Below are 22,390 nucleotides of genomic sequence, written 5' to 3'. Positions count from 1 at the left end.
ACCTTTATACCTCAAAAAAAATATCGACTATAATTCGATTTTATACATGCTTTGTAAAAACATAAATACTTCCTTATTTTATAATTCTATTGATGAAATTCCGGCTAAAATTTGGGAAAATTTAGATTGTAGTGGCACTATTTATTTTAATCCGCTATTTTTAAAAGCTATTGAAAAAAATCATCCGAAAATCAAGTTTGCTTACATTATTCTGGTAAATGAAAACGATAACGCCATTGCATTTTCTAGCTTACAAATTGTGGATTTTTATTTACAATCCATTCAAAATGATTTTGAGTTTATAAAAAACATAGGCACTAAATTACACCTTTTAAAAGAGCACAAACCTTTAAAACTATTAATATCTGGCAACACTTTTGTTAGTGGAGAACATGGTTTATTTATTCATAAAAATGAAGACAAACCAAAAGTTATGACAGCTTTAGGTGAAGCAATTAATTATTTTATTAATAGCAATAGAGATTTAAAAAACAGTGTAGACGCCTTTTTAATTAAAGATTTTGTACAAGAATCGCTTATTATTACTAACGAATTAAAGCAATTTAACTACAATCCGTTTTCTGTAGAGCCTAATATGCATTTGAATATAAATACAGATTGGTTGCAATTTGATGACTATTTAAATGCCCTGAAAACTAAATTTCGTGTAAAGGCTAAAAAGGCATTTCAGCTTAGTAAATCTCTTAAAATAAAAGAGATTACAATAGAAAATATTGAAGCACAAATACCTGAAATAACAAAGCTTTACAACAAAGTAGTTGACCAAGCAGATTTTAATTTGTCAAAATTTAATGTAGAAACCTATGTAGATTTTAAAAAACACTTAAAGGAAAACTACATTTTAAAAACGTTTTATTTAGAAGACAAAATGGTTGGTTTCTTATCTGGAATTATCAATAAAAACGAATTAGATGCGCATTTTGTGGGTATTGATTATGATTTGAATAGAACGCATGCCATTTACCAAAGAATGCTCTATGAATATATTGACATTGCTATTTCTAAAAAATTAAAAATTATTAATTTTGGAAGAACAGCAAGCGAAATAAAGAGTTCTGTTGGAGCAACTCCGCAAAATTTAACCATTTATTTGCGTCATAAAAAAACAATTACAAATAAAATTTTAAAGTTATTTTTGCAAAAGGTACAACCTACTCCTTTTCAGCAAAAATTTCCTTTCAAAAAAATTAAATAAATGCAAAATAGTAAAGATTTAATTGCCCTTTTAGAATTAGAAAATTTAGGGAACCATAATTTTAAAGGACATAGTTACACTATTGGAAGTCCACATGTTTTTGGTGGACAAGTAGTTGCACAAGCTGTAAATGCGGCCTATAGAACTGTGCCAGAAAACAGGTTTATACATTCTTTACATTCCTATTTTTTAGAGGCTGGAGATTTAACCATTCCCATAAATTACAAGGTAACAGAAATGAGAGACGGTGGCAGTTTTTCAACAAGAAGAGTAACTGCTAGTCAAAACAATAAGACTATTTTTATTTTGGCAGCTTCTTTTCACATTAAAGAAGACGGTTTTGAACATCAAACTGCGTTTGAAAAAGAAATAAAACAACCTGAAGAATTATTATCTTGGGATGATATGTTGCAACAATTTGGAGATGTTTTACCAAAATCTACCAAAGCTTTTTTAAGTATTGAAAGGCCAATAGAATTTAAACCTGTTAGAGTTCCAAATCCTTTAAAACCAAAAGATTTACCTGCCAATGAGCAGGTTTGGTTTCGTTTAAAAGGAGATCATCATGAAAAACTAGACTTTAGAACCAAACAAGAAATATTGGCTTATATCTCAGATTATAATGTTTTAAATGCGGCTTTTAATCCTAATGGAAGTAAATTTAGTTTTGCAAATACGCAAACAGCAAGTTTAGATCATTCTATGTGGTTTTTTAGAGATTTTAATTTTGATGATTGGTTGCTATTTTCAGCAGAATCGCCAAATGCTTATGGTGCAAGAGGTTTAGCTAAAGGAAATATTTTTACAAGGACTGGTGTTTTAGTAGCCTCTTTTGCGCAAGAAGGTTTGTTGAGACCTAAGAAGAGTTAGGTGTTCAGAGTCAAGAGTCAAGAGTCAAGAGTCAAGAGTCAAGAGTCAAGAGTCAAGAGTCAAGAGAAATTAAAAAAACACAATTAGATTTAAGCGAATAAAAAAATAAACTTATAAACTATTTTTAACTTTGAAACTTTTTCAACTTTTCAACTTTTCAACTTTACATCTCATAAAATAAAAAACATGAACGATTCTTTAATTTACATTTTTACCACAAACGGATTACTATTTTTAATAAGTATTATTTTCTGGAAATTTCCACCGAAAAAAATAAATAGTTTGTACGGTTACAGAACCCCAAAAGCAATGCAAAATCAAGATATCTGGGATTTTGCGAATGCAACTTTTAATAGGGCACTTTTAATATATACTGGTATTTCTTTTATAGGTATTTTAGCGCTTGCCACAACTGCTACAAAAGTATTAAGTTGGGAACCTATGGTGCTAGTAATGCTTTCTATTTTAGTATCTATTATAAAAACAGAACGCGGCTTAAATGAAAACTTTACAGATGAAGGAAAACGAAAAAAAAAGTAACTTAAAAATTAGCAATTAAAGAAATTGACAAGTTTCTTCCTTGTGAAGCTATACCAGATGCAAATTCTCTAAAATGCTGATCGAAAATATTATCTAGTCTTGTTTGTACAGTAAAATTAGCGTTTACCACATAACTACCATTAAAACCTAAAGTAACCCAACTGGGTGAACCAAAATAAATATCAGTTTCTATTGTGCCATTAGGATTTATAATTGGTGTTAAATCATGATTATCTATACCTTCTGTAATATTAAAATCTTTAATATCTTTTTTGGCATTAAAACGCACTTCTGCACCTAATGCCAATTTATTAACACTATAATTTACCTCAAACTGACCAAATAAAGGCGGTATAGAAGACATTGGTTCATTAGTATCATAGGTTCTACCTTTGGTGTAGGTTACAAAACCAGATGTTTTCCATGCTTTAGAAATTCTGCCTAAATAATTTGCTGTAAACCCAGTAATATAAGCAGTTCCTTTATTTTGATTAGAAACTGCATTACCAAATTCACCATCAAATTCTACTTGCTGTATAGAACCATCTTCATTAAAAACAAAATCTCTTTGTATGTAATTATTTAGTAAAGTGTAGTATACATTTGCCCCGATTCTAAACTTCTTATCATTAAAATATTTTAGAATTCCTAACTCTGCATTGTAAGCAAATTCTGGTGTTTCATTAATATTTGGCACAGTAACATTACCTGCTTTTTCTCTTACTCTACCTACATCGTCTATATTTGGTGCTCTAAAACCAGAAGATAAAACACTATTTATTTGCCAATTTTTATTGGGCTTATACACATAACCCAAAGTTGCTGTAATTGCAGAATGGTTTGCTGTAATATCTGCATCTTCCAATTGTATAAAGGTTTGATCTATCCACCTTGCATTTAAATTTGTATTGGTAAAACGCATTCCTGTATTTAGAGTAGATTTGCTATTTAAATCTTGCCTGTAACCTACATAAGCAGCGCTGCTAAAATAATTACTACCACCATCTGGATAACGAGATTGCACTTTAAATTCGTTAGAAAAACCATCAATAGCTCCATTTACAATATTTAATTCTCTACCAAAAGCGTTTGATTTAACATCATTATACGCTAGTTCAAAACCATAAGAAAGTGTTCTTGTTTTATCTTCTGTAAGTGGTTTGTAAAAATCTCCATTTACACTAAATACATCTACAGTTTCTTCTCTATTAGATCTATTTAAGCTACCAAACCTGCGTTGTATTCTGCTTTCTTCTATATTTTGATAAGCAGCTGTAATTGTTCCTTTTTCTAACCAACTGGTATTGGGATTGATTAGTAATTGTGAGGACACTAACAATCTGTTTTGTGGACCATAATACCATTCTGCAAATTTTAAAGAACTTACCTCTGTAATATCATTAAGCTCTGTAAGTCTATCAAACCTAGGAATATCTGATGATGTAGAATACTGTAAATTTATCTTTAAATCTGTATTTTTAGAAAGCGGAATAAAAAACTTTTGCAAAACATCTGTTTGATTGTAACCTGTATTTCTTTGCAAATTCGGATTGGAATTTAGTGTAGGCGTTTCTTTGTAATTTCCATTTAAATTTTCTGAAAAATAAAATACTTTGCCCCAGTCTGCAAAACCATGTGCTCTATTTCTACCTGCTCTTAAATCTCCAAAATCTGAATACGTAATACTTGTTAACGATGCCCATTTTTTTCTTCTAATTTCTGCAGAAATATTTGTAGTTATTTCTTGATTCACAGAAGAAAATCTAGAAAAAAACTGACTTTTTACTTCATTATTGTCCGATAATTTTGGTGTTTTTGTGTAAAAATGCACTACACCACCTAAAGCATCTGAACCATAAATTACAGAAGAAGGGCCAAAAACAACTTCGGTTTTTTCTAGCATATTAGGCGTTACCGTAATTGAATTTTGCAAGTGTCCTCTTCTGTAGATTGCATTATTCATACGTACACCATCTACCACAAGTAAAACTCTATTAGATTCCATACCTCTAATTACAGGACTACCACCACCAAATTGCGATTTTTGCACCTTAATACCTGGCACAGTCGCTAGTAAATCTGCAGATGTTTGTGGCGATACTTTTTGAATATCTTTTGCGGTTATTACTGCAATTTCTTCTGCAATTCTTTTTGATTTTTCGTCTGTTTTAAATAAAGAAACTACAATTTCATCTAATTGCTCTGATTCTTTTGTTAGATAAACTATGTAATTTTTTATTTTAATTGCTGATTTTTTCAATCTTAAAACAGCATAAGAAAGGTGCGAAAAAACAATTACCTCATTCTCGTTAAATGAAGATATATCTGCAAAACCATTTTTATTAGTAGTAATGTTTATAGTGCCACTATCATTAAAAACAGAAACATTTTTAACCACTTTACCCGTTTGTAAATCGACTACTTTCACCTTTTGAGAAAAGAGCAGACCACTACTAAAAAGAGTAATAATAAAAAATAATTTTTTCATTAACTAAAAACAGTTTCTAATATTTGTAACGATTTTGGTTTTCTAAAACCGTCCAAATGTAATTGAAAATATTGTATTATAATTTGTAAAACAAGTTGTCTTTCATTTTTACCGAAAGAAACTTTTTCTATGGCATCAAAATTTATGCCTAAAAGCTTTTTAAATTGATGAAATTGATTGCCTGTAATTGTGTTTTTTGTGGTTATATTTTGCGAGAAACTGCCATCTAATAAGTTAAAACTATTGCCATTTACATCTGAAATATCGGGATAAAAACCTAGGTATTTTGTTAGGTTTAATAAAAATAACAAATGAAAATTAGCTACTGTATCATTTACATCTAACCAAATAAAAGCAGTTTCTAAATAATTATAAAAAGAAATATTTTGCTCTTCTTCTTGTATACTATTAGACAATACTTCCGACAAAAATAAAACCACAGACTGTTTTATAATATCTTTATAAATGGTTTTATACGGATTAACTATTTGTACTTCTTTTAAGGTATGTAATGTACTCTTATTGCTATGGTTTGCAACAATTGTTAATTGCGTTAATGGCTGAAAGTAAGCCACTTTAATACCGCCTTTTTTTGATTTTAAAACGCCTTTTACTATATAAGATTTTAGCCCTGCTTCTTCTGTAAAACATCTTACAATTAAACTGGTATCGCTATATTTTAAAGCACTTAAAACAATAGCCTTTGTGGTAATCGCTGGCATATTAGTTTACAATAGCTATTTTGGTGATAGCTGTTTCAGAGGCATCATCATTAGATAAGAGCACAATATAAATACCAGAAGCTACTTTTGTACCCGCTAAATTTGTTTTGTTCCACACTACTTTACCTCCTTGTAATTCTTGCCCTTCTACTACATTAGTTTCATGCACCAAATTACCAGCAACGTCTATTATTTTTACGTTTGTTCCTTTGGGTAAAGTTGTATTATTTCTGCCAGTAATGGTTACAGTTTCATGGTTTTTAAGCGCAGGATTTGGATACGCATATACTTCACCCAAAACTACTCCAAAAGGTGCAACATTACTATTGTATGCTACAATTCCTTTATCCGTCGCAAAAAATACTTTACCAGTAGCATTATCTGCACTAATCTTTAAAATTCTATTAGATGGTAAAGGTGAATTTTGCTTACTAAAATTAGCAATGGTTGTTTGGCCACTTGGGTTTGTATATAATACACCACCATTATCTGTTCCAATCCATTTATTATCTGCACCATCAACAAAAATTGACCGTATATTTTGGTCTCCTCCTAATCTTCTTGCAACGCCATCATCTAAAATTATAATTGGGTTTGCATTAGAAACCGTTTCTTGAAAAACACCTGCAGCATTGTTGTAAACCACTAAGCCCGTTTTTGTGCCTATCCATATTCTATTACTATTATCTACAGCCACAGAGTTTACAGACGCATCTGGTAAATTACCTAAATTGGGTGTGGTTATAAAAGATTTTTTTTGATTTCCATTTTCATTAAAAATAAATACACCATTATTTCTAGAGCCATACCAAATGGTATTATTTCTATCAATTGCCATTTCTGTTAAGCCAAATGAAGGGTCTGTTTTAACGCTACTCATATCTATACCAGACCAATTTCCATTGGTTGCTAATTTTTTAAGCTCATTAGGTACACCAATATTAGTTACCCATAAATTACCTTGACTATCTATAGCTGAACCACTGGTTCTTACAGTAACCCTATTTGGTATGTTTACCACAATATCTTCTAAATCGCTATTATTCTGGTTATAAAATTCTACAATTTCATCATCTTCTACCACTAAAAGTCCGCCAGTTTCTAAACTATTAATATTTCTAGTGTCTCCTGCAGAACTAATATATACCTTATTTTCTGCATTAACATCTATGGTAATCGCATTTAAATCTGTGAGCGGCGTTTCTGGTGTAGAGATTGTATTTATCCAATTTTCTCCGTTAAAATGACTAAAACCTTGCCTTCTAAGTAAAGGTGTAAATGTTGCTGAGTAACCACCGTAAACTACCCACAAGTCTTTATTATTGACCGCGATAGAAAAAATCTCATTAGATAATGGGCCTTCTGGATGAATTTCTAAATAATTATTTGGCGCACTTAATGTAGCTGCTAATATTCCAAATTCTTTTGTTGCTAAGAAAACCAAATTATCTTCAAAAAAAGCATTGTTAAGCGTATAATCAAAAGCTGCTGTAGCAGTGTACTGGCCAATTTGGTTTGTATTGTCATCTAAAATAATTGCACGTTTATTTAAAGTGATATTTATATTATTTTCTGAAGATTTAATCCCTTTAATTTCTTCAGAAAAATTACGAACTTCATTTAAATTAGCACCATCAAAAGAAAATAACCTAGAATTTTCTGTAACATACAAGTTGCCTAAATTGGCAAAGCCTGTAAAATTTCTACCAAAAAATAACTGTTCCCAATTATTGAAATCTATTAAAAGATTACTTAAAACATCTGCTTTAAACAAACCAGATTCTGTTGCTGCATAAATTGTATTATTGGCAATAATAGTTTGGTTAATTTTTATTGATGATGAGTTGTTGCCTATAAAATAAGTATCTCCAAATTCTAATTTTTCAATATCATAAACAACAATTGCAAACGGTGTAGCTAAATAAAGTTTGTTATTAAATTCTGATATATGATTGATACTTTTTTCTCCAGATTGATTAAAATTTACAATATCTGATGAAATTGTTATTTCACCATTTTCATCGACTACTTCTATTAACCCGTTCTCGTAACCAATTACTAACCTATTAAAGGTAGTATTAAAGTATAAAGCTGTAGTTGTTTCTCCAGATAAACCTTGTACAGAAGACAGTTTCTCTAAACTACCATCTTGTGTATTGTAGGTAAAAACGGCATTGTCTGCCAATGCATAAATTACATCTTCTACCTTTACAAAATCTTTTACATTGTTATAAGAGTAAAAATCTTCCCAAGAATCGCTAAAATCTACTTGAGAAAATGCACCAAAACAAAAAAGGAACACATAAATTGAAAAAAGTTTTTTCATTTTAAAAAATTAGTTTCAAAGATATTTATTTATTGTTACAATAACGCTAAAACGTAGTACATTAGTACAAATTTAGAGGTAGTTTTTATGAGTATAGAAATAGAGAGAAAGTTTTTAGTAAAAAACATGAATTTTAAAGAGCAGAGTTTTGAAAAAAAATATTTAAAACAAGGGTATTTAAACTCCAATAAAGAAAGAACGGTAAGAGTAAGAATTGCAGATAACGAGGCTTTTATTACAGTAAAAGGAAAATCTAATAAAGCTGGTACTACTAGATTTGAGTGGGAAAAAGAAATTACAATTTTAGAGGCAGAACAATTAATGCTGTTATGCGAAAACAATAGTATCGAAAAAAATAGATTTCTTGTGAAAAATGATAATTTTATTTTTGAAGTAGATGAATTTTTAGGCAAAAACAAAGGCCTGATTGTAGCAGAAATAGAATTAAATACTGAAAATGATACTTTTAAAAAACCAAATTGGCTGGGTAAAGAAGTTACAGGAGAAGTGAAGTATTATAACTCTTCTATTAGTAAACACCCATTTAAAAATTGGTTACAAAAAACCTCGAACAAAAGCTCGAGGAAATTTAATAAACCTACCCCTAAATAAATTTATTTTGTTTTGACCGATAATATATATGTCAAAACAGAGTAAAAGTAAATCTTTTTTTATAAATATCAAATTTATTTACTAATTTTCTCGTTTTCATTACTTTAAAAGCAAAAAATATCCCAAAAAATTAAAGTTAAAATAATTACTAGTATTTCTTTTAATTTAAAGATAGTAAATCGAAAAAAAATGACTAAAACTGCCTAACAATACAAATAAATGAAAAATAGCGTGGTTGTATGGTAGTTTCCTAATCATATACAATATTGCGCCTATGCTATAAAATACCCCTCCTAAAAATAACAAGTTTATACTAAACGAAGATATACTATCCATTAACGGGCCTATAAAAAAAACAACTTGCCACCCCATTAATAGATACATAGCTGTAGATATTTTACTAAATCTACCTGTAAAAAATAATTTTAAAATAACACCAATTAACGCAAAAAGCCACACAAAAATTGCCATGTAATTGCCCAAACTAGAATCTAAACCAACCAAACAATAAGGTGTATAACTACCTGCTATTAAAACATAAATTGCTGCATGATCTAAAATATTTAACTTTCTTCTTTTTTTAGGGTCTTTTGCTGCATGATAAAAAGTAGATGCTGCATACAAAATAATCATACTAATACCATAAATGATAAAACTTACAGGTTTCCAGAATCCACTGTAATTAAAAGCTTTTATCAACAAAAATGGCAAAGCAATAACACTAACTAGCAAGCCAAAAGCGTGCGACCAAATATTTAACTGCTCTTCAGTATTTGAGTATTTATAATTTAGTTTTTCACTCATTTTTTTCTATTTGTATCTTTCATATACTCAAAATCATTTTCTAAATCGTTTTTAAGAATTGCAAACGTTTCCTCCTTTATATCAAGTAAATCTTCTTTTATCGTTTTATTTTTAGTCGTTATAAATTCATGTTGTTTTACTCTTAAAATACCAGGTCTTCCTTTAAAAATATCCCAAGAAAAAAAACGTTTGCAATCATAATAAGTTTGTGGTACAATTGGTATTTCAAATTCTATAGCTAAACTAAAAGCTCCTTTTTTAAATGGTGCTAAAACTACATTTTCCTCTGGCACTAATCCTTCAGGAAAAATAGCCATACTTACTCCGTTTTGTAAGCGTTCTTTTGCCATTTTAAAAACACGTTTTCTACTCTCTAAACTACTTCTATCTACCATAATAACCACCTTTTTATAGAAAAAACCAAAAACAGGTATTTTCACCAATTCTTTTTTCCCTACAAAAACTATTGGGTTTTTACTTAAGGCTATTAAAACAAACGGATCTAAAAGTGAAGTGTGATTTGGGCAAAACATATAACTTTTATCTGCCTCTATTTTTTGATTTTCTTTAAAATCTAATCGAAAACCCATACCATAAATTAAAATCTTTGCGATGATTCTAGCAATTTTCCAAAAATTATGATACTGACTTGGATTTATTGTGAAAATTAATAAAAAAGGTGACAAAATTAAAATGCTAGCAAACATTAAGAGGTAAAACCACAAACGCCATACGAACAAAAAAGGAATTTTAAGAAACTTCATACACTGCAATATTACTAATATTCTTTTTGTTTATAGATTTTATCTAATCAAAACCTTATTTTTACGCTTTCATAGCGAAATTTGAAAAGGCTAACACAAAAACTATAAAATTTTAAATTAATGGCAAGAATTTTAACGGGTGTACAAAGCACAGGAACGCCACATTTAGGAAATTTATTAGGCGCTATTTTGCCTGCCATAGAAATGGCGAACAATCCAGAAAATGAAGCGTTTTTATTTATTGCAGACATGCATTCTTTAACACAAATTAAAGACGGTAATCTATTAAGAGAAAATACGTATAGCACTGCTGCCACTTGGCTCGCTTGTGGTTTAGACATTAACAAAACTGTATTTTACAGACAAAGTGATATTGCTCAGGTTACAGAATTGTCTTGGTACTTAAGCTGTTTTTTTCCTTATCAACGTTTAACATTGGCACATAGTTTTAAAGACAAAGCAGACCGTTTAGAAGATGTAAATAGTGGTTTATTTACCTATCCAATGCTTATGGCTGCAGATATTTTATTGTACGATGCAGAAATTGTGCCTGTTGGTAAAGATCAGTTGCAGCATTTAGAAATGGCAAGAGATGTTGCGAATCGTTTAAATAATAGTATTGGCGAAACATTAATTGCACCACAAGCAAAAATACAAGAGCATACAAAATTAGTGCCTGGTATTGATGGCGAAAAAATGAGTAAATCTAGAAATAATACCATTAATATTTTCTTACCTAACAAGAAGCTGAGAAAACAAATTATGAGTATTAAAACGGATAGTTTAGCTTTGGAAGACCCAAAAGACCCAGATACAGATAATGTATTTGCCTTGTACAAATTATTGGCTTCCGAAGAACAAATTACAACTATGCGTGCCAATTATACTGGAGGAAATTACGGTTATGGACATGCAAAACAAGCTTTATACGAGTTAATTATAGATAAATTTGCAACAGTTAGAGCTCGTTATCATCATTTTATGGAAAATAAAAATGAAATTGATGACGCTTTAAAGGTAGGTGCAGAAAAAGCAACTTTAGTAGCTAATGAAGTTCTAAAAAGAGTAAGAGGCAAGGTTGGATATTAAATATTACGACAAATCTTATAAGAAAACCATGCAAAGTTTTGCATGGTTTTTTTGTAGGTTTATTTTATTGAGTAGGACTTAGATAAGCTCAGTTTGACTTTTTAATGTTGAATTAGGTTCTAACGTATGCATAAAGTTTACGTTGCTTTAAATAAAGAGTAAAAAGGACTTCGACAAGCTCAGTCTGACTTTTTATTTTGAATTATAATTTAGCTTTTTCATGAAGTTTGCGTTGCTTTAAATTAAAAGTAAAACGGACTTCGACAAGCTCAGTCTGACATTTGATGTTGAATTAAATTTTAACGTTTGCATAAAGTTTGCGTTACATTAAATCAAGAGTAAAAAGAACTTGGTCAGGCTCAGTTTGACTTTTTATTTTGTAATCGAACTTTGGCATTTTTTAAAAACTATTATTATACCCATTTGCATACAATACCTGCCATAATTGCGAGGGTAAGCAACCAATATCCTGCATTTATTAAAATATACTTAACAGTTTTTTTTTCAAATAAAGCTTGAATAGTTAAAACTGGCATGCTTAAGAAAAAACCATAAATTATACCATGAAAAGCACCATGTTTAAAAGTTCTAAAGCGGTCTCCATAATTGGTCATAAAATCCTCATAATAAAGGTAAGTTGCACTCGTCTGATTTGTAAAATCTGGTTCACCTGCTAATGTAGAATACATTCCCATTTGATGCACTGTCATTGGCATTAAAGCAAATGCAATTAAAAAACTAAGCACATAACAGATTAAAAGCACTTTAATTATATTGGTACCTGCTAAAGTTTCTTTGGCAAACCCCATTTGAAGCATCCAAGTTTTGCCAAATAATGGGCCATACCAAATAAAACCAACCAACATAGGTACAAAAGCGGCAATTACAAAAGCAAAATAATTTATGTCTAACATATATAAGTTTTTAGCGTTGTTAATTCCAAAGATATAAAATCTGAATTTGACTCATAGAAAGACAAATAAAAACCCAAAAAGAGGCTCTTTTTGGGTTTAAAAATTATAAGTAAATCGTATTAATTAATCTTTAAAGACTTTCCTATAGCTTCTAACTCAAAAACAAAAGCCCGCTTATTTACAGAGGGCGCATACGTAAAACCTTCAAAAACAATAACTCTATTATTTTTTTGATCTATTACTGAATAATTGATAAAAGGACCTGCCATAAAATCATTTTTAACTTCCCATTTACCTCTAGTTTCAAAAGCTTTATTGCCTTGAATAATAGTTTCTTCTGTAAATGGCGTGTACGCTTCCTCTGTAATCATATGCATGGTTTCTTGGTCAGAACCTGGTATGTGTGCTTCTCCAATACTATCTCTAACAGCTACAATATTTTGTGCAACTTTAGTTTCCTCTTTTAATGGAATAGAATATACCAAAATATTATTGCTCCCTGTTTTCGCAATACCACTTGTTAAATGCTGTCTTAACCATAAAAAATCTCCTGTATCATCTACAGTTCTATAATTATCTGGTATGGTAAAACCTATTCCTAAATTTTGTAGGGTTCTATAATTGGCATTATCTACTTTTCTAGATTCAAACACATTTTGTGTCATTTTTATATCAGAATCTATAAAAGTTTTAATAATTTCTGCTTCATTTTTTTTAAATGTTTCTATTGCACTTGCAACATCTTCACCATATACATAAACAATAGTTTGTGGCTGTGCATAAACATTATTCTTTACGTAAAACTCGTTTTTTGTACCTTCTCCAATAATTAATATGTTTCTAGAAACCTTCATCATACTACCAAAACCATTTGGTGCAATTTGCGATACTTTTAAAAGTGGCTCTGGTTGTGGTAAACCTAGCACCAATTCGCCAAAAGAATTTCTAATTTCTTTGCCTAATTCATCATTCCAATCACTTGCTTTAGTTACTACCATAACTTTATTAAGCGATCCTATAGAGTTTCTAAGCACAAACTTATCATCTCCTTTACAAGAAGAAAACAAGATAAAAAACACACAAATAACTAGTAGTTTTTTCATAATTGAATGGAATTATTTTTAAAAGTTTGATTCTGTTATAGCTCAAGTACTAGCAACAATTATTCCAAATTAAAGTTTTTATCAAAAAAAATGAAATAATTTAAAAAATAAATAGGCTTTGCTTTTACTATAGTCTTTTAGGATAAATAGAAAGTTTTTGCCCTATTTTTAACTGACTCGTTTTAAGACGATTCCATCTTTTTAAATCACTAACTCGCACACCATATCTTTTTGCAATTTTACCTAGATAATCGCCACTTTTCACTTTGTAACGCACTCTTTGGTCCATTTCAAAATACTTAGGCAAAGGTTTTTCTCTTTTGGCATCATCTTCATCTGCCAAGGCATAAATAGCATTTTCTTGATCTAAAAAAGCAATAATTTTATCACTTGGTAACCTTAATGCATAATTTCTTTCTTTTATGTAAGGAATAATATCTAATTTATAAGACGGATTTAAATTTCCAATTAGCTCTTCATCTATTGCTATTTTTTCTGCAATTTGATCAAAACCAATTGTTCTTTTTACACGAACAGTGTCTGTTTGAAAATTAAAAAACTCAGGCACCTCTGCATAAATATTATGCGCGTTTGCATGTTCAAAAATATACATGGTTGCATAAAATGCAGGCACATAACCTGCAGTTTCTCTTGGTAAATATGGTCTTATATTCCAATAATTTTTATAACCTCCAGAACGTTTTATAGCTTTTCTAACATTACCTGGCCCAGAATTGTAGGCTGCCAAAGCCAAATCCCAGTCTCCAAAAATACTGTATAACTGACTCAAGTATTTACATGCAGCAATGGTTGCTTTTACAGGATCTTGGCGCTCATCTACATAGGAACTCACTTTTAAACCAAACTGAATACCTGTACCATACATAAATTGCCATAGACCAGTTGCACCAACTCTAGATTTTACTCGTGGTCTTAAAGCAGATTCTACAATGGCCAAATATTTCATTTCTAAAGGAATATCATATTCGTCTAAATATTGTTCAAACATTGGAAAATAATAAGCAGCCTTTGCCATTAAAGCCGGATAATATTTTTTTCTATGCAACAAATAACTATTAATTACCTTTTCTAAAGCAAGATTATAGGCTAAATTAAAAGGTGTAGTTTTGTTTAAGTTGGCCAAACGTACCTTTAATAAATCCGAAGAAATTGCTGTTTTTACTTCGCCAATAATATCCTTATCATTAATAACATAGTTTAGCGTATCTACTAAAGCAGATTTAAATTTTGCACTTACCCATAAACTATCTATTCTAGTTAGGTCTTTGTCTGCAAAAAGCGTGTTTTGTATGCTATCTTTTTTCAAAGCCAAAGTATCTGAAGCCTTTGTAAAAAATTCAGCGTTTTTTGTTGTTACTGTCGTATCTAATTTTGTTTCAATTATTTGTGTATTTTTTTCAGAAATTTCTTTTTCAACTTGAAAAATAGTGTCTTTTTTAGTCTGAAAGATGGTATCTTTTTTTTGCTGTGAAAAAATAGTGCTAGAAATTAGCAGGAATAGAAATAGTTTTTTCATTAAGTATTTTTCGGTTTTATAAAGATAAAACTATTTTTAATTTTAAAGATCTAACTCTACTGCAATTGGGCAGTGATCTGAATGTTTTGCTTCTGGTAAAATATACGCTCTGCTTATTTTTTCTTTTAGTGGCTCTGTAACCATAGCATAATCTAAACGCCAACCTTTATTATTTGCTCTTGCATTTGCCCTGTAACTCCACCAAGAATATTCTTGTCTGTCTGGATTTAAAAATCGAAAACTATCTATAAAACCACTATTTATAAACTTACTTAACCAATTTCTTTCTTCTGGTAAAAAACCAGAAACACCTTTCATTTTTGGGTTGTGAATATCTATAGGTTCATGACAAATATTATAGTCTCCACAAACCACTAAATTTGGTATGGTTTTTCTTAATGCTGATAAATAATCTAGCATTTCATCCATATAATTAAACTTATAGTCTAATCTTGCTGTATTTGTACCAGAAGGCAAATACATACTCATTACAGAAACGTCATCAAAATCTACTCTTAAATTTCTACCTTCAAAATCCATAGATTCTATTCCTGTTCCATATTCAATATGATTTGGTTTTTCCTTACAAAAGATTGCTACAGAAGAGTAGCCTTTTTTTTCTGCAGAAAACCAATAATGGTAGGGATAACCTGCAGCTTCAAATTCCTCTAAATTTAATTGCTCTTTATGTGCTTTGGTTTCTTGTATGCAAATCACATCTGGATTAGCAGCTTTTAACCAATCTAAAAAACCTTTTTTAAGTGCAGCTCTTATTCCGTTTACGTTGTATGATATTATTTTCATATGTCCCTTTTAATTCCTAATCCCATCTTAATCTTCCCTATTTCGACTTCGCTCAATATAAACTAGGGAAGAAACACTCTTGTGTTTACTTTATAATTCTTTTAACCAATTTACTAAATTTAGTATTGGTTAAAAATTTTTTGAATTTCTTGCCTCATCCGCAGCTATAGTAGTTTCTAAATTAAGTCGTTTAGATTTATTCTCATTGAAGGTAATTGTACTATTCTTGCTCATCTAACAGAATTGGTTTTTTTAATAAAATCCATGTAATTTGTTTCACTTTTCCTGTTTGTGTTTCAATTATTTTCTTTCTAGGAGACAAAATAAAACCAATAGCTCCAGCAATTGTAGCTCTAATTAAAAAATTATCTACATTAAAAACTTTATCTAAAATAAAAAGGCAGGTTATCAGTAGAATTGGGTAAATAATCCAATATATTTTTTTGAATAGTTTCATTTTGTCTTATATCTTTTTATTAATTACTTTTTTAAAGAATAACCATCTTATTTGTTCTTCTTCTCCGGTTTGTTTTTCTACAATCCTAACTTTAGGCGATAAAATAAATGCCAACGCACAAGCAACACCTGTGTTTAAAAAAGTGTTTTCAATTTTAAAAACCTTTTGTGCCAAAAGCATAAAAATTACAATTAAAACTGGGTTAATTAACCAATAAAATTTCTTGAATAATTCCATTTTATAAACGCATTTCTGGTATTTGTCCATCAATAACCAAGGTGCCTTCTGTAGCTTTTTTAATTTCTTCTACAGTAACTCCAGGAGCTCTTTCTAATAAGTGAAAAACATTATTTTTAATTTCTAAAACAGCCAAATTCGTAACAATTTTAGTAACACAACCAACACCTGTTAATGGTAAAGAACATTCTTTGAGTAGTTTACTTTCGCCTCTTTTATTGGTGTGCATCATGGCAACAATAATATTTTCTGCAGAGGCTACTAAATCCATAGCACCACCCATACCTTTTACCATTTTACCGGGAATTTTCCAATTGGCAATATCTCCATTTTGCGCAACTTCCATAGCGCCCAAAACTGTTAATTGTACATGTTGCCCACGAATCATAGCAAAACTTGTGGCAGAATCAAAAATAGAACCACCATCTAAAACCGTTACAGTTTGCTTACCTGCATTTATTAAATCTGCATCTTCTGTACCTTCTATTGGAAAAGGTCCCATACCTAACAATCCGTTTTCTGACTGAAACTCAACCTCAATTCCTTCTGGAATATAATTAGCCACTAAAGTAGGAATGCCAATACCTAAATTTACATACCATTTGTCTCGCAACTCTTGTGCAATTCTTTGTGCAATTTGATTTTTTGTTAGTGCCATAATTTACGATTTTGGAGTTACCGTTCTTTGCTCAATTCTCTTTTCGTACTTTTCTCCCTGAAAAATACGTTGTACAAAAATACCTGGAATATGAATTTGGTTAGGATCTAAGGCTCCTGCAGGAACCAATTCTTCTACTTCTGCAACCGTAATTGTGGAAGCACCACACATACACGGATTAAAATTACGAGCTGTACCTTTAAAAATTAAATTTCCAGAGGTATCTCCTTTCCATGCTTTTACAAAAGAAAAATCTGATTTAAATGCGGGTTCTAACACGTACATTTTCCCATCAAATTCTCTAGTTTCTTTACCTTCTGCCACTTCTGTACCAAAACCTGCTGGCGTGTAAAATGCTGGAAAACCAGCTTGCGATGCTCTACATTTTTCTGCTAAAGTACCTTGTGGTGTTAACTCCACCTCTAACTCTCCCGATAACATTTGGCGTTCAAACTCATCATTCTCACCAACGTAAGAAGATATCATTTTTTTTATTTGCTTGTTTTGTAATAATAAACCTAAGCCAAAATCATCTACACCTGCATTATTAGAAATACAAGTTACGTTGCTAACCTTACGCTTTACCAATTCTTTAATTGCGTTTTCAGGTATACCACACAACCCAAAACCACCCAACATTAGCGTCATATTATCTGTAACACCAACTAAGGCTTCCGTAACATTTTTAACTGTTTTATTTATCATCTTACAAGGTTTTAAGTGTTTTTAAAATAGTGATATTAAAAATCTGTATCCTCTTTAATATCTATTTTAGGTTTTGTTTCTTCACCATTCCCATTCTCAGTCTCATCTTTTTCGTCACAATTAATGTTTATAGACAAATTAGATGGTTTTGCAAATTTAGATTTACTAATTTTTAGACTTTTATCTGCATAGCATTTCTGCATAAATAAAGCCCAAGAAGGCAAAGCCATTGTTGCTCCTTGGCCATAACCAATTCCTGGAAAGTGTGTTGCTCTGTCTTCTCCTCCTGCCCAAACACCGGTTGCTAAATTGGGTACAATACCCATAAACCAACCATCAGATTGATTTTGAGTTGTCCCTGTTTTTCCTGCAATTTCATTATCAAAATAGTAAGGAAAACCTGTTACAATTTTAGGATAACCAGTTCTTGGTGTTCTTAACCTTACTCCAGAGCCAGATTGTGTAACCCCTTTTAATAAATCGATTACCACATATGCAGCTTCTTCACTTAAAACCTCTTGTGTTTCTGGTGTAAATTCTTCTAACACAGTTCCATTTTTATCTTCTATTCTTGTAATAATCATTGGACTTACGCGCAAACCACTATTGGCAAAAGTTGAGTAGGCACTTACCATTTCTAATAAAGACAATTCAACAGCCCCTAAAGCAATAGAAGGATTTGCAGGAATATCACTTTCTATACCTGCAGATTTTGCTAAGCGTACCACATTTTGAGGAGAAACCATATCAATTAACCTTGCAGACATAGTATTTATAGAACCTGCCAAACCTTCTTTTAAAGTTAACATTCCTCCGTACTTGTCGTTAGAATTATCTGGCATCCATTCTTCAGGGATTCCATATTTTCCTTTTGGAATAGTATAATGAACATTTGGAAACTGATCACAAGGAGACAATCTTAATTGATTAATTGCAGTAGCATACACAAATGGTTTAAAGGTAGAACCTACTTGTCTTTTTTGTTGCCCAACTGCATCAAACTTAAAATGTTTATAATTTACACCACCAACCCAAGCTTTTATATGACCTGTTTGTGGTTCTATTGATAATAAGCCTGAACGTAAAAAATATTTATAATACCGAATAGAATCGTTAGGCGACATTATGGTATCCAAATCGCCTTTGTACGAAAATACTTTCATTTTTGTTTTCTTCTTAAAAACTTCATTGATGTATTTTGAAGATTTGCCAGCACGTTTTAAACGTTTGTATCTATCAGAATTTTTCTTAGCACGATCTAATATTCCTTTAATTTGTTCTTTCTCAATATCATAAAAAGGTGCTGTTTTATTTTTTTTCTGCTCTTTAAAAAAGAAACTTTGCAAATTAGACATGTGCTCATTTACTGCCTCCTCTGCATATTTTTGCATTCTAGAGTCTATGGTTACAAAGATTTTTAAACCGTCTCTAAAAATATCATATTGCTCGCCATTTGGTTTTGGGTTGTTTTTAACCCATGTACGCATTACTTTTTGCAAATGCCCTCTAAAATAAGTAGCATAACCTTCGTTATGATTTTCTGGTGTATAATTTATTTTAAGCGGCAGTTTTTGTAACGAATCTTTTTCTTGTTCACTTACAAAACCGTTTTTTTCCATTTGGGCAAAAACTACATTACGCCTTCTTTTAGACTTTGCTTTAGAGATTTTTCTGTGCGGATTAAATTGTCTCGGGTTTTTAAGCATCGCTACAATTATGGCAGATTCTTGCAAATCTAAATCTTTGGCTTCTTTACCAAAATAAATTCTTGATGCAGATCGTATACCAGATGCATTAAACAAGAAACCTTGCGTGTTTAAGTACATTGCAATAATTTCTTGCTTTGTATATTGACGCTCTAGTTTCACAGAAACCACCCATTCTTTCATTTTTTGTGCAATTCTCACAAAAATATTAGAAGAAGCTTTTTTAGTAAATAAGTTTTTTGCCAATTGTTGGGTAATGGTACTTGCACCACCACCTGCGCCAAGTTTGGCAACTGCTCTAGCTAGGCCTTTAAAATCTATTCCTGAGTGCTCATAAAAACGTTCGTCTTCTGTAGCAACTAATGCTTTTATTAAATTATGTGGCAATTCATTAAAATGAATGGGTGTTCTATTTTCGGTTGCATATTTTCCAATAGTTTCACCATCTATAGAAATAACTTCTGTAGCTAAATTGGTTTGTGGGTTTTCTAATTCTTCAAAAGTAGGTAAAGCTCCAAATCCACCTACAGAAGCTATAAAAAACAGCAGTAATAGTAATGCAAATCCGCCTAAAACAATACCCCAAAACCACTTTAGGTATTTTTTAAAATTAGTAGTTTCTGTTTTTTTTGTTGCCATAATAAAAAGTTGTCTTGTATTAAAAAAGACGAAGTTATTTGTACTCTTTTTTTAAGAGGTAATTATTTTGTTTTTTCGATGCTAAAACCTACATCTTGTATTCCTTGCAGCGCATTTATTGGGTCTACTGCTCCATTTTTTCGCATTGCTTGTCGTATTGTAAAACTATATATGCCAGCAACAGGAAAAATTTTACGCTCTTTATAAAACAATTTATTTTCTTTTATTTCTGAAAATCCATTTCCTAAAAAACGCCCATTTGCATCTGCCATTTTATATTGTAAAGTGTCTATTACTATAGTTTTGTCTGGGAAATTAAGTTCTGTAATTACATATAAATTACTAAAAGCATAAACACTATTATTTCTTATGTTGATGAATGCATTTTTAGGTGAAATGGTATCTTTTATTTCAAACTGAAAAGTTACTTTCTCATCTGCTTTCCACGCATTATTTGCAATGCTTTTGTATGCATTAAACTCAGCATTATCATTACAAGCAAACAATGAACCCATTAAAAACAGTAAGAAAAAATATTTATTTTTCTGAATCGCCTCCATTTTTAGGGTTGTTATTTTTACGATTTCTATTTGGGTTTCGCCTTGGTTTGTTTGTTTTTTTTACTTCGCCTTTAGGCTTATTCTCGTTTGCTTTTGCATTAGGATTTTGCCTAGGCTTTGGTTTTGGCTTATTTTTTTGTTGTGTGTTATTTTGCTGTTTTGCCTGTGGTTTTCTATTGGTGTTTTTTCTAGCAGGTTTGTTACCACTAGGTTTGTTATTACCTGCTGTTTTGTTTGCATTCGCATTAACCGGTTTCTTTTTATTACGGTTGTTTCTTCTGCGCTTGTTTTTCTTTGGTGCATCAAAACGCGTTAAACTATCTTGCCCAACTGCATCTTCAAAATCTACTTTTACAGCCACTTCTACATCAGCTTCATATTCTTCTAAAGTTGCAGATTTTTCTCCTTTTTTGTTCAACTCAATAATTTCTAAAACCTGTTCTAGCGTTAAACGGAACCATTTAAAACGCTCTTCTTTATAAGTATACCATAAATGCCCTTTAAAAATATCCATTTTCACAAAAATGGCCTCTCCTTTTTCTGTTTTTAAAACAACATCTTGTTTTGGAAAACTTTTTAAAGCATCTAAATACGTGTCTAATTCAAAATTTAAACAACATTTTAATTTACCACATTGCCCTGCTAATTTTAGCGGATTTAAAGACAATTGTTGGTAACGTGCTGCAGAAGTACTTACTTTTCTAAAGTCTGTTAACCACGTAGAACAACACAACTCTCTACCACAAGAACCTACACCTCCAAGTCTTGCTGCCTCTTGCCTTGCACCTACTTGTTTCATTTCTACACGAATAGAAAAAGCACTTGCCAAATCTCTAATGAGTTGTCTAAAATCTACACGAGATTCTGCTGTGTAATAAAAAGTAGCTTTGTTACCATCTCCTTGATATTCTACATCAGATAGTTTCATTTGCAAACCTAAACCGCCTAAGATTTCTCTTCCTCTGCGTTGGGTTTCTTCTTCTTTGGCTCTAGATTGTTGCCAAACATCTATATCTCTTTGGCTTGCTTTTCTGTAAATTTTCTTTACATCTTCATGATCTGCAGTAATTTTGCGCTTTTTCATTTGCACTTTAACCAATTCTCCGGCTAAAGAAACGGTTCCAATATCGTGCCCAGGATTTCCTTCTACAGCCACAATATCACCCATTGTTATGGGTAAATTATCTACATTTTTATAAAAATGTTTTCTTCCGTTTTTAAAACGAACTTCAAAAATATTGAATCTTTCTTGTCCTGATGGTAATGTCATGTTAGACAACCAATCAAAAACGGCTAGTTTTTGACTGCCGCTTCCACAGGTTCCAGAACCACAATTACCATTACTCTTACATCCTTTTGGTACTCCATTTTCTGCTGTACCACAACTACCACATGCCATATATATTGTTAGTTTTTAGTGGTTGGTTTTTAATTGTTAGTGTTTTACTGTACAAAGCCTTACCTAACTTTTAAATAACGAACTCTACAAACCTTTATTTTAAATTGATACTCAATTGTTTGCAATAAAAATATGCTTTATTGCTTAATCAGTAAATATATAAAAATGGATTGAGAATAGAAAGGTAAAAACACCAACTGTTAAAAATTTATAGAATTAACAAAAATGGTATGATGAATT

General features: G+C 30.9%; 21 protein-coding genes. 5 read left to right on the top strand and 16 right to left on the bottom strand.

Annotated elements, in window-relative coordinates:
- Nucleotides 1-46 precede the first annotated feature (46 nt).
- From Q0684_RS10010 to Q0684_RS10000, 3 genes are all read left to right on the top strand, one after another.
- Complete coding sequence (locus tag Q0684_RS10010; RefSeq protein ID WP_299016103.1) at nucleotides 47-1,216, top strand: peptidogalycan biosysnthesis protein; 1,170 nt, start codon at nucleotides 47-49, stop codon at nucleotides 1,214-1,216.
- Nucleotides 1,217-2,086: an acyl-CoA thioesterase II gene (locus tag Q0684_RS10005; protein ID WP_299016100.1), complete on the top strand. Its 870-nt coding sequence runs from the start codon at nucleotides 1,217-1,219 to the stop codon at nucleotides 2,084-2,086. It begins immediately after the preceding gene.
- 186 nt (nucleotides 2,087-2,272) lie between these two features.
- Nucleotides 2,273-2,626, top strand: a complete 354-nt coding sequence (locus Q0684_RS10000) for an SdpI family protein (RefSeq protein ID WP_299016097.1) — start codon at nucleotides 2,273-2,275, stop codon at nucleotides 2,624-2,626.
- A gap of 1 nt (nucleotide 2,627) precedes the next feature.
- Here the strand turns inward: Q0684_RS10000 and Q0684_RS09995 are convergent, their stop codons facing one another.
- The 3 genes from Q0684_RS09995 to Q0684_RS09985 are packed head-to-tail and all read right to left on the bottom strand — an operon-like array spanning nucleotide 2,628 to nucleotide 8,162.
- On the bottom strand, nucleotides 2,628-5,114 hold the full coding sequence (locus Q0684_RS09995; RefSeq protein ID WP_299016094.1) for a TonB-dependent receptor: 2,487 nt from the start codon (nucleotides 5,112-5,114) through the stop codon (nucleotides 2,628-2,630).
- The gene (recO, locus tag Q0684_RS09990) at nucleotides 5,114-5,836 is read right to left on the bottom strand and encodes a DNA repair protein RecO (protein WP_299016091.1); all 723 of its coding nucleotides are present in this window, start codon (nucleotides 5,834-5,836) and stop codon (nucleotides 5,114-5,116) included. Before recO ends, Q0684_RS09995 begins: the two co-directional genes overlap by 1 nt.
- A 1-nt stretch (nucleotide 5,837) precedes the next feature.
- Entirely contained in the window at nucleotides 5,838-8,162 is a 2,325-nt protein-coding gene (locus tag Q0684_RS09985; RefSeq protein WP_299016088.1) for a two-component regulator propeller domain-containing protein, read from the bottom strand.
- Between the two features lie 87 nt (nucleotides 8,163-8,249).
- Here Q0684_RS09985 and Q0684_RS09980 point away from each other — a divergent pair, with 87 nt between their 5' ends.
- Nucleotides 8,250-8,774, top strand: coding sequence for a CYTH domain-containing protein (locus Q0684_RS09980; RefSeq protein WP_299016086.1), 525 nt, complete (start codon nucleotides 8,250-8,252; stop codon nucleotides 8,772-8,774).
- A gap of 165 nt (nucleotides 8,775-8,939) precedes the next feature.
- Here the strand turns inward: Q0684_RS09980 and Q0684_RS09975 are convergent, their stop codons facing one another.
- A complete protein-coding gene (locus Q0684_RS09975) occupies nucleotides 8,940-9,578 on the bottom strand; it encodes a hemolysin III family protein (RefSeq protein ID WP_299016084.1) in 639 nt (212 codons plus the stop codon).
- A complete protein-coding gene (locus tag Q0684_RS09970) occupies nucleotides 9,575-10,168 on the bottom strand; it encodes a lysophospholipid acyltransferase family protein (protein ID WP_366140205.1) in 594 nt (197 codons plus the stop codon). Before Q0684_RS09970 ends, Q0684_RS09975 begins: the two co-directional genes overlap by 4 nt.
- 294 nt (nucleotides 10,169-10,462) lie before the next feature.
- Here Q0684_RS09970 and trpS point away from each other — a divergent pair, with 294 nt between their 5' ends.
- On the top strand, nucleotides 10,463-11,431 hold the full coding sequence (gene trpS, locus Q0684_RS09965; protein WP_299016079.1) for a tryptophan--tRNA ligase: 969 nt from the start codon (nucleotides 10,463-10,465) through the stop codon (nucleotides 11,429-11,431).
- Nucleotides 11,432-11,844: 413 nt separating this feature from the next.
- On the opposite strand, the gene Q0684_RS09960 is transcribed toward trpS, so the two are convergent.
- The 11 genes from Q0684_RS09960 to ricT form a co-directional block, all read right to left on the bottom strand.
- Complete coding sequence (locus Q0684_RS09960) at nucleotides 11,845-12,345, bottom strand: DUF1761 domain-containing protein (protein WP_299016076.1); 501 nt, start codon at nucleotides 12,343-12,345, stop codon at nucleotides 11,845-11,847.
- 119 nt (nucleotides 12,346-12,464) lie between these two features.
- The gene (locus Q0684_RS09955; RefSeq protein WP_299016073.1) at nucleotides 12,465-13,448 is read right to left on the bottom strand and encodes a DUF4837 family protein; all 984 of its coding nucleotides are present in this window, start codon (nucleotides 13,446-13,448) and stop codon (nucleotides 12,465-12,467) included.
- 127 nt (nucleotides 13,449-13,575) lie between these two features.
- Nucleotides 13,576-14,985 (bottom strand): lytic transglycosylase domain-containing protein, encoded by a 1,410-nt coding sequence (locus Q0684_RS09950; protein WP_299016070.1) that lies wholly within the window; start codon nucleotides 14,983-14,985, stop codon nucleotides 13,576-13,578.
- Nucleotides 14,986-15,027: 42 nt separating this feature from the next.
- On the bottom strand, nucleotides 15,028-15,789 hold the full coding sequence (locus tag Q0684_RS09945) for an exodeoxyribonuclease III (protein ID WP_299016067.1): 762 nt from the start codon (nucleotides 15,787-15,789) through the stop codon (nucleotides 15,028-15,030).
- 220 nt (nucleotides 15,790-16,009) lie between these two features.
- Entirely contained in the window at nucleotides 16,010-16,246 is a 237-nt protein-coding gene (locus Q0684_RS09940; RefSeq protein ID WP_299016065.1) for a hypothetical protein, read from the bottom strand.
- 6 nt (nucleotides 16,247-16,252) lie between these two features.
- Nucleotides 16,253-16,483, bottom strand: coding sequence for a hypothetical protein (locus Q0684_RS09935; RefSeq protein WP_299016063.1), 231 nt, complete (start codon nucleotides 16,481-16,483; stop codon nucleotides 16,253-16,255).
- A gap of 1 nt (nucleotide 16,484) precedes the next feature.
- Nucleotides 16,485-17,141, bottom strand: coding sequence for a 3-oxoacid CoA-transferase subunit B (locus tag Q0684_RS09930; RefSeq protein WP_299016058.1), 657 nt, complete (start codon nucleotides 17,139-17,141; stop codon nucleotides 16,485-16,487).
- A 3-nt stretch (nucleotides 17,142-17,144) separates the two neighbouring features.
- On the bottom strand, nucleotides 17,145-17,846 hold the full coding sequence (locus Q0684_RS09925) for a CoA transferase subunit A (RefSeq protein ID WP_299016055.1): 702 nt from the start codon (nucleotides 17,844-17,846) through the stop codon (nucleotides 17,145-17,147).
- Nucleotides 17,847-17,881: 35 nt separating this feature from the next.
- The gene (locus Q0684_RS09920) at nucleotides 17,882-20,191 is read right to left on the bottom strand and encodes a transglycosylase domain-containing protein (protein ID WP_299016053.1); all 2,310 of its coding nucleotides are present in this window, start codon (nucleotides 20,189-20,191) and stop codon (nucleotides 17,882-17,884) included.
- Nucleotides 20,192-20,253: 62 nt separating this feature from the next.
- The gene (locus Q0684_RS09915; RefSeq protein ID WP_299016051.1) at nucleotides 20,254-20,706 is read right to left on the bottom strand and encodes a gliding motility lipoprotein GldH; all 453 of its coding nucleotides are present in this window, start codon (nucleotides 20,704-20,706) and stop codon (nucleotides 20,254-20,256) included.
- Between the two features lie 22 nt (nucleotides 20,707-20,728).
- Nucleotides 20,729-22,150, bottom strand: a complete 1,422-nt coding sequence (gene ricT, locus Q0684_RS09910; RefSeq protein WP_299016049.1) for a regulatory iron-sulfur-containing complex subunit RicT — start codon at nucleotides 22,148-22,150, stop codon at nucleotides 20,729-20,731.
- Nucleotides 22,151-22,390 lie beyond the last annotated feature (240 nt).

The sequence above is a fragment of the uncultured Polaribacter sp. genome (genome assembly GCF_947503875.1).
Taxonomy (GTDB): domain Bacteria; phylum Bacteroidota; class Bacteroidia; order Flavobacteriales; family Flavobacteriaceae; genus Polaribacter.
The sequence above is the reverse complement of the archived record's forward strand: the minus strand, read 5'-3'. Positions and strand labels throughout refer to the sequence as shown.

Excerpts from the sequence above, each read along its gene's own strand:
- recO (WP_299016091.1), bottom strand. The coding sequence starts at position 5,836 with ATGCCAGCGATTACCACAAAGGCTATTGTTTTAAGTGCTTTAAAATAT.
- Q0684_RS10005 (WP_299016100.1), top strand. The coding sequence starts at position 1,217 with ATGCAAAATAGTAAAGATTTAATTGCCCTTTTAGAATTAGAAAATTTA.
- trpS (WP_299016079.1), top strand. The coding sequence starts at position 10,463 with ATGGCAAGAATTTTAACGGGTGTACAAAGCACAGGAACGCCACATTTA.
- Q0684_RS09930 (WP_299016058.1), bottom strand. The coding sequence starts at position 17,141 with ATGGCACTAACAAAAAATCAAATTGCACAAAGAATTGCACAAGAGTTG.
- Q0684_RS09920 (WP_299016053.1), bottom strand. The coding sequence starts at position 20,191 with ATGGCAACAAAAAAAACAGAAACTACTAATTTTAAAAAATACCTAAAG.
- Q0684_RS09970 (WP_366140205.1), bottom strand. The coding sequence starts at position 10,168 with ATGGGTTTTCGATTAGATTTTAAAGAAAATCAAAAAATAGAGGCAGAT.
- Q0684_RS10000 (WP_299016097.1), top strand. The coding sequence starts at position 2,273 with ATGAACGATTCTTTAATTTACATTTTTACCACAAACGGATTACTATTT.
- Q0684_RS09985 (WP_299016088.1), bottom strand. The coding sequence starts at position 8,162 with ATGAAAAAACTTTTTTCAATTTATGTGTTCCTTTTTTGTTTTGGTGCA.
- Q0684_RS09955 (WP_299016073.1), bottom strand. The coding sequence starts at position 13,448 with ATGAAAAAACTACTAGTTATTTGTGTGTTTTTTATCTTGTTTTCTTCT.
- Q0684_RS09960 (WP_299016076.1), bottom strand. The coding sequence starts at position 12,345 with ATGTTAGACATAAATTATTTTGCTTTTGTAATTGCCGCTTTTGTACCT.
- Q0684_RS09980 (WP_299016086.1), top strand. The coding sequence starts at position 8,250 with ATGAGTATAGAAATAGAGAGAAAGTTTTTAGTAAAAAACATGAATTTT.
- ricT (WP_299016049.1), bottom strand. The coding sequence starts at position 22,150 with ATGGCATGTGGTAGTTGTGGTACAGCAGAAAATGGAGTACCAAAAGGA.
- Q0684_RS09935 (WP_299016063.1), bottom strand. The coding sequence starts at position 16,483 with ATGGAATTATTCAAGAAATTTTATTGGTTAATTAACCCAGTTTTAATT.
- Q0684_RS09995 (WP_299016094.1), bottom strand. The coding sequence starts at position 5,114 with ATGAAAAAATTATTTTTTATTATTACTCTTTTTAGTAGTGGTCTGCTC.
- Q0684_RS09940 (WP_299016065.1), bottom strand. The coding sequence starts at position 16,246 with ATGAAACTATTCAAAAAAATATATTGGATTATTTACCCAATTCTACTG.
- Q0684_RS09925 (WP_299016055.1), bottom strand. The coding sequence starts at position 17,846 with ATGATAAATAAAACAGTTAAAAATGTTACGGAAGCCTTAGTTGGTGTT.
- Q0684_RS09945 (WP_299016067.1), bottom strand. The coding sequence starts at position 15,789 with ATGAAAATAATATCATACAACGTAAACGGAATAAGAGCTGCACTTAAA.
- Q0684_RS09915 (WP_299016051.1), bottom strand. The coding sequence starts at position 20,706 with ATGGGTTCATTGTTTGCTTGTAATGATAATGCTGAGTTTAATGCATAC.
- Q0684_RS10010 (WP_299016103.1), top strand. The coding sequence starts at position 47 with ATGCTTTGTAAAAACATAAATACTTCCTTATTTTATAATTCTATTGAT.
- Q0684_RS09950 (WP_299016070.1), bottom strand. The coding sequence starts at position 14,985 with ATGAAAAAACTATTTCTATTCCTGCTAATTTCTAGCACTATTTTTTCA.
- Q0684_RS09975 (WP_299016084.1), bottom strand. The coding sequence starts at position 9,578 with ATGAGTGAAAAACTAAATTATAAATACTCAAATACTGAAGAGCAGTTA.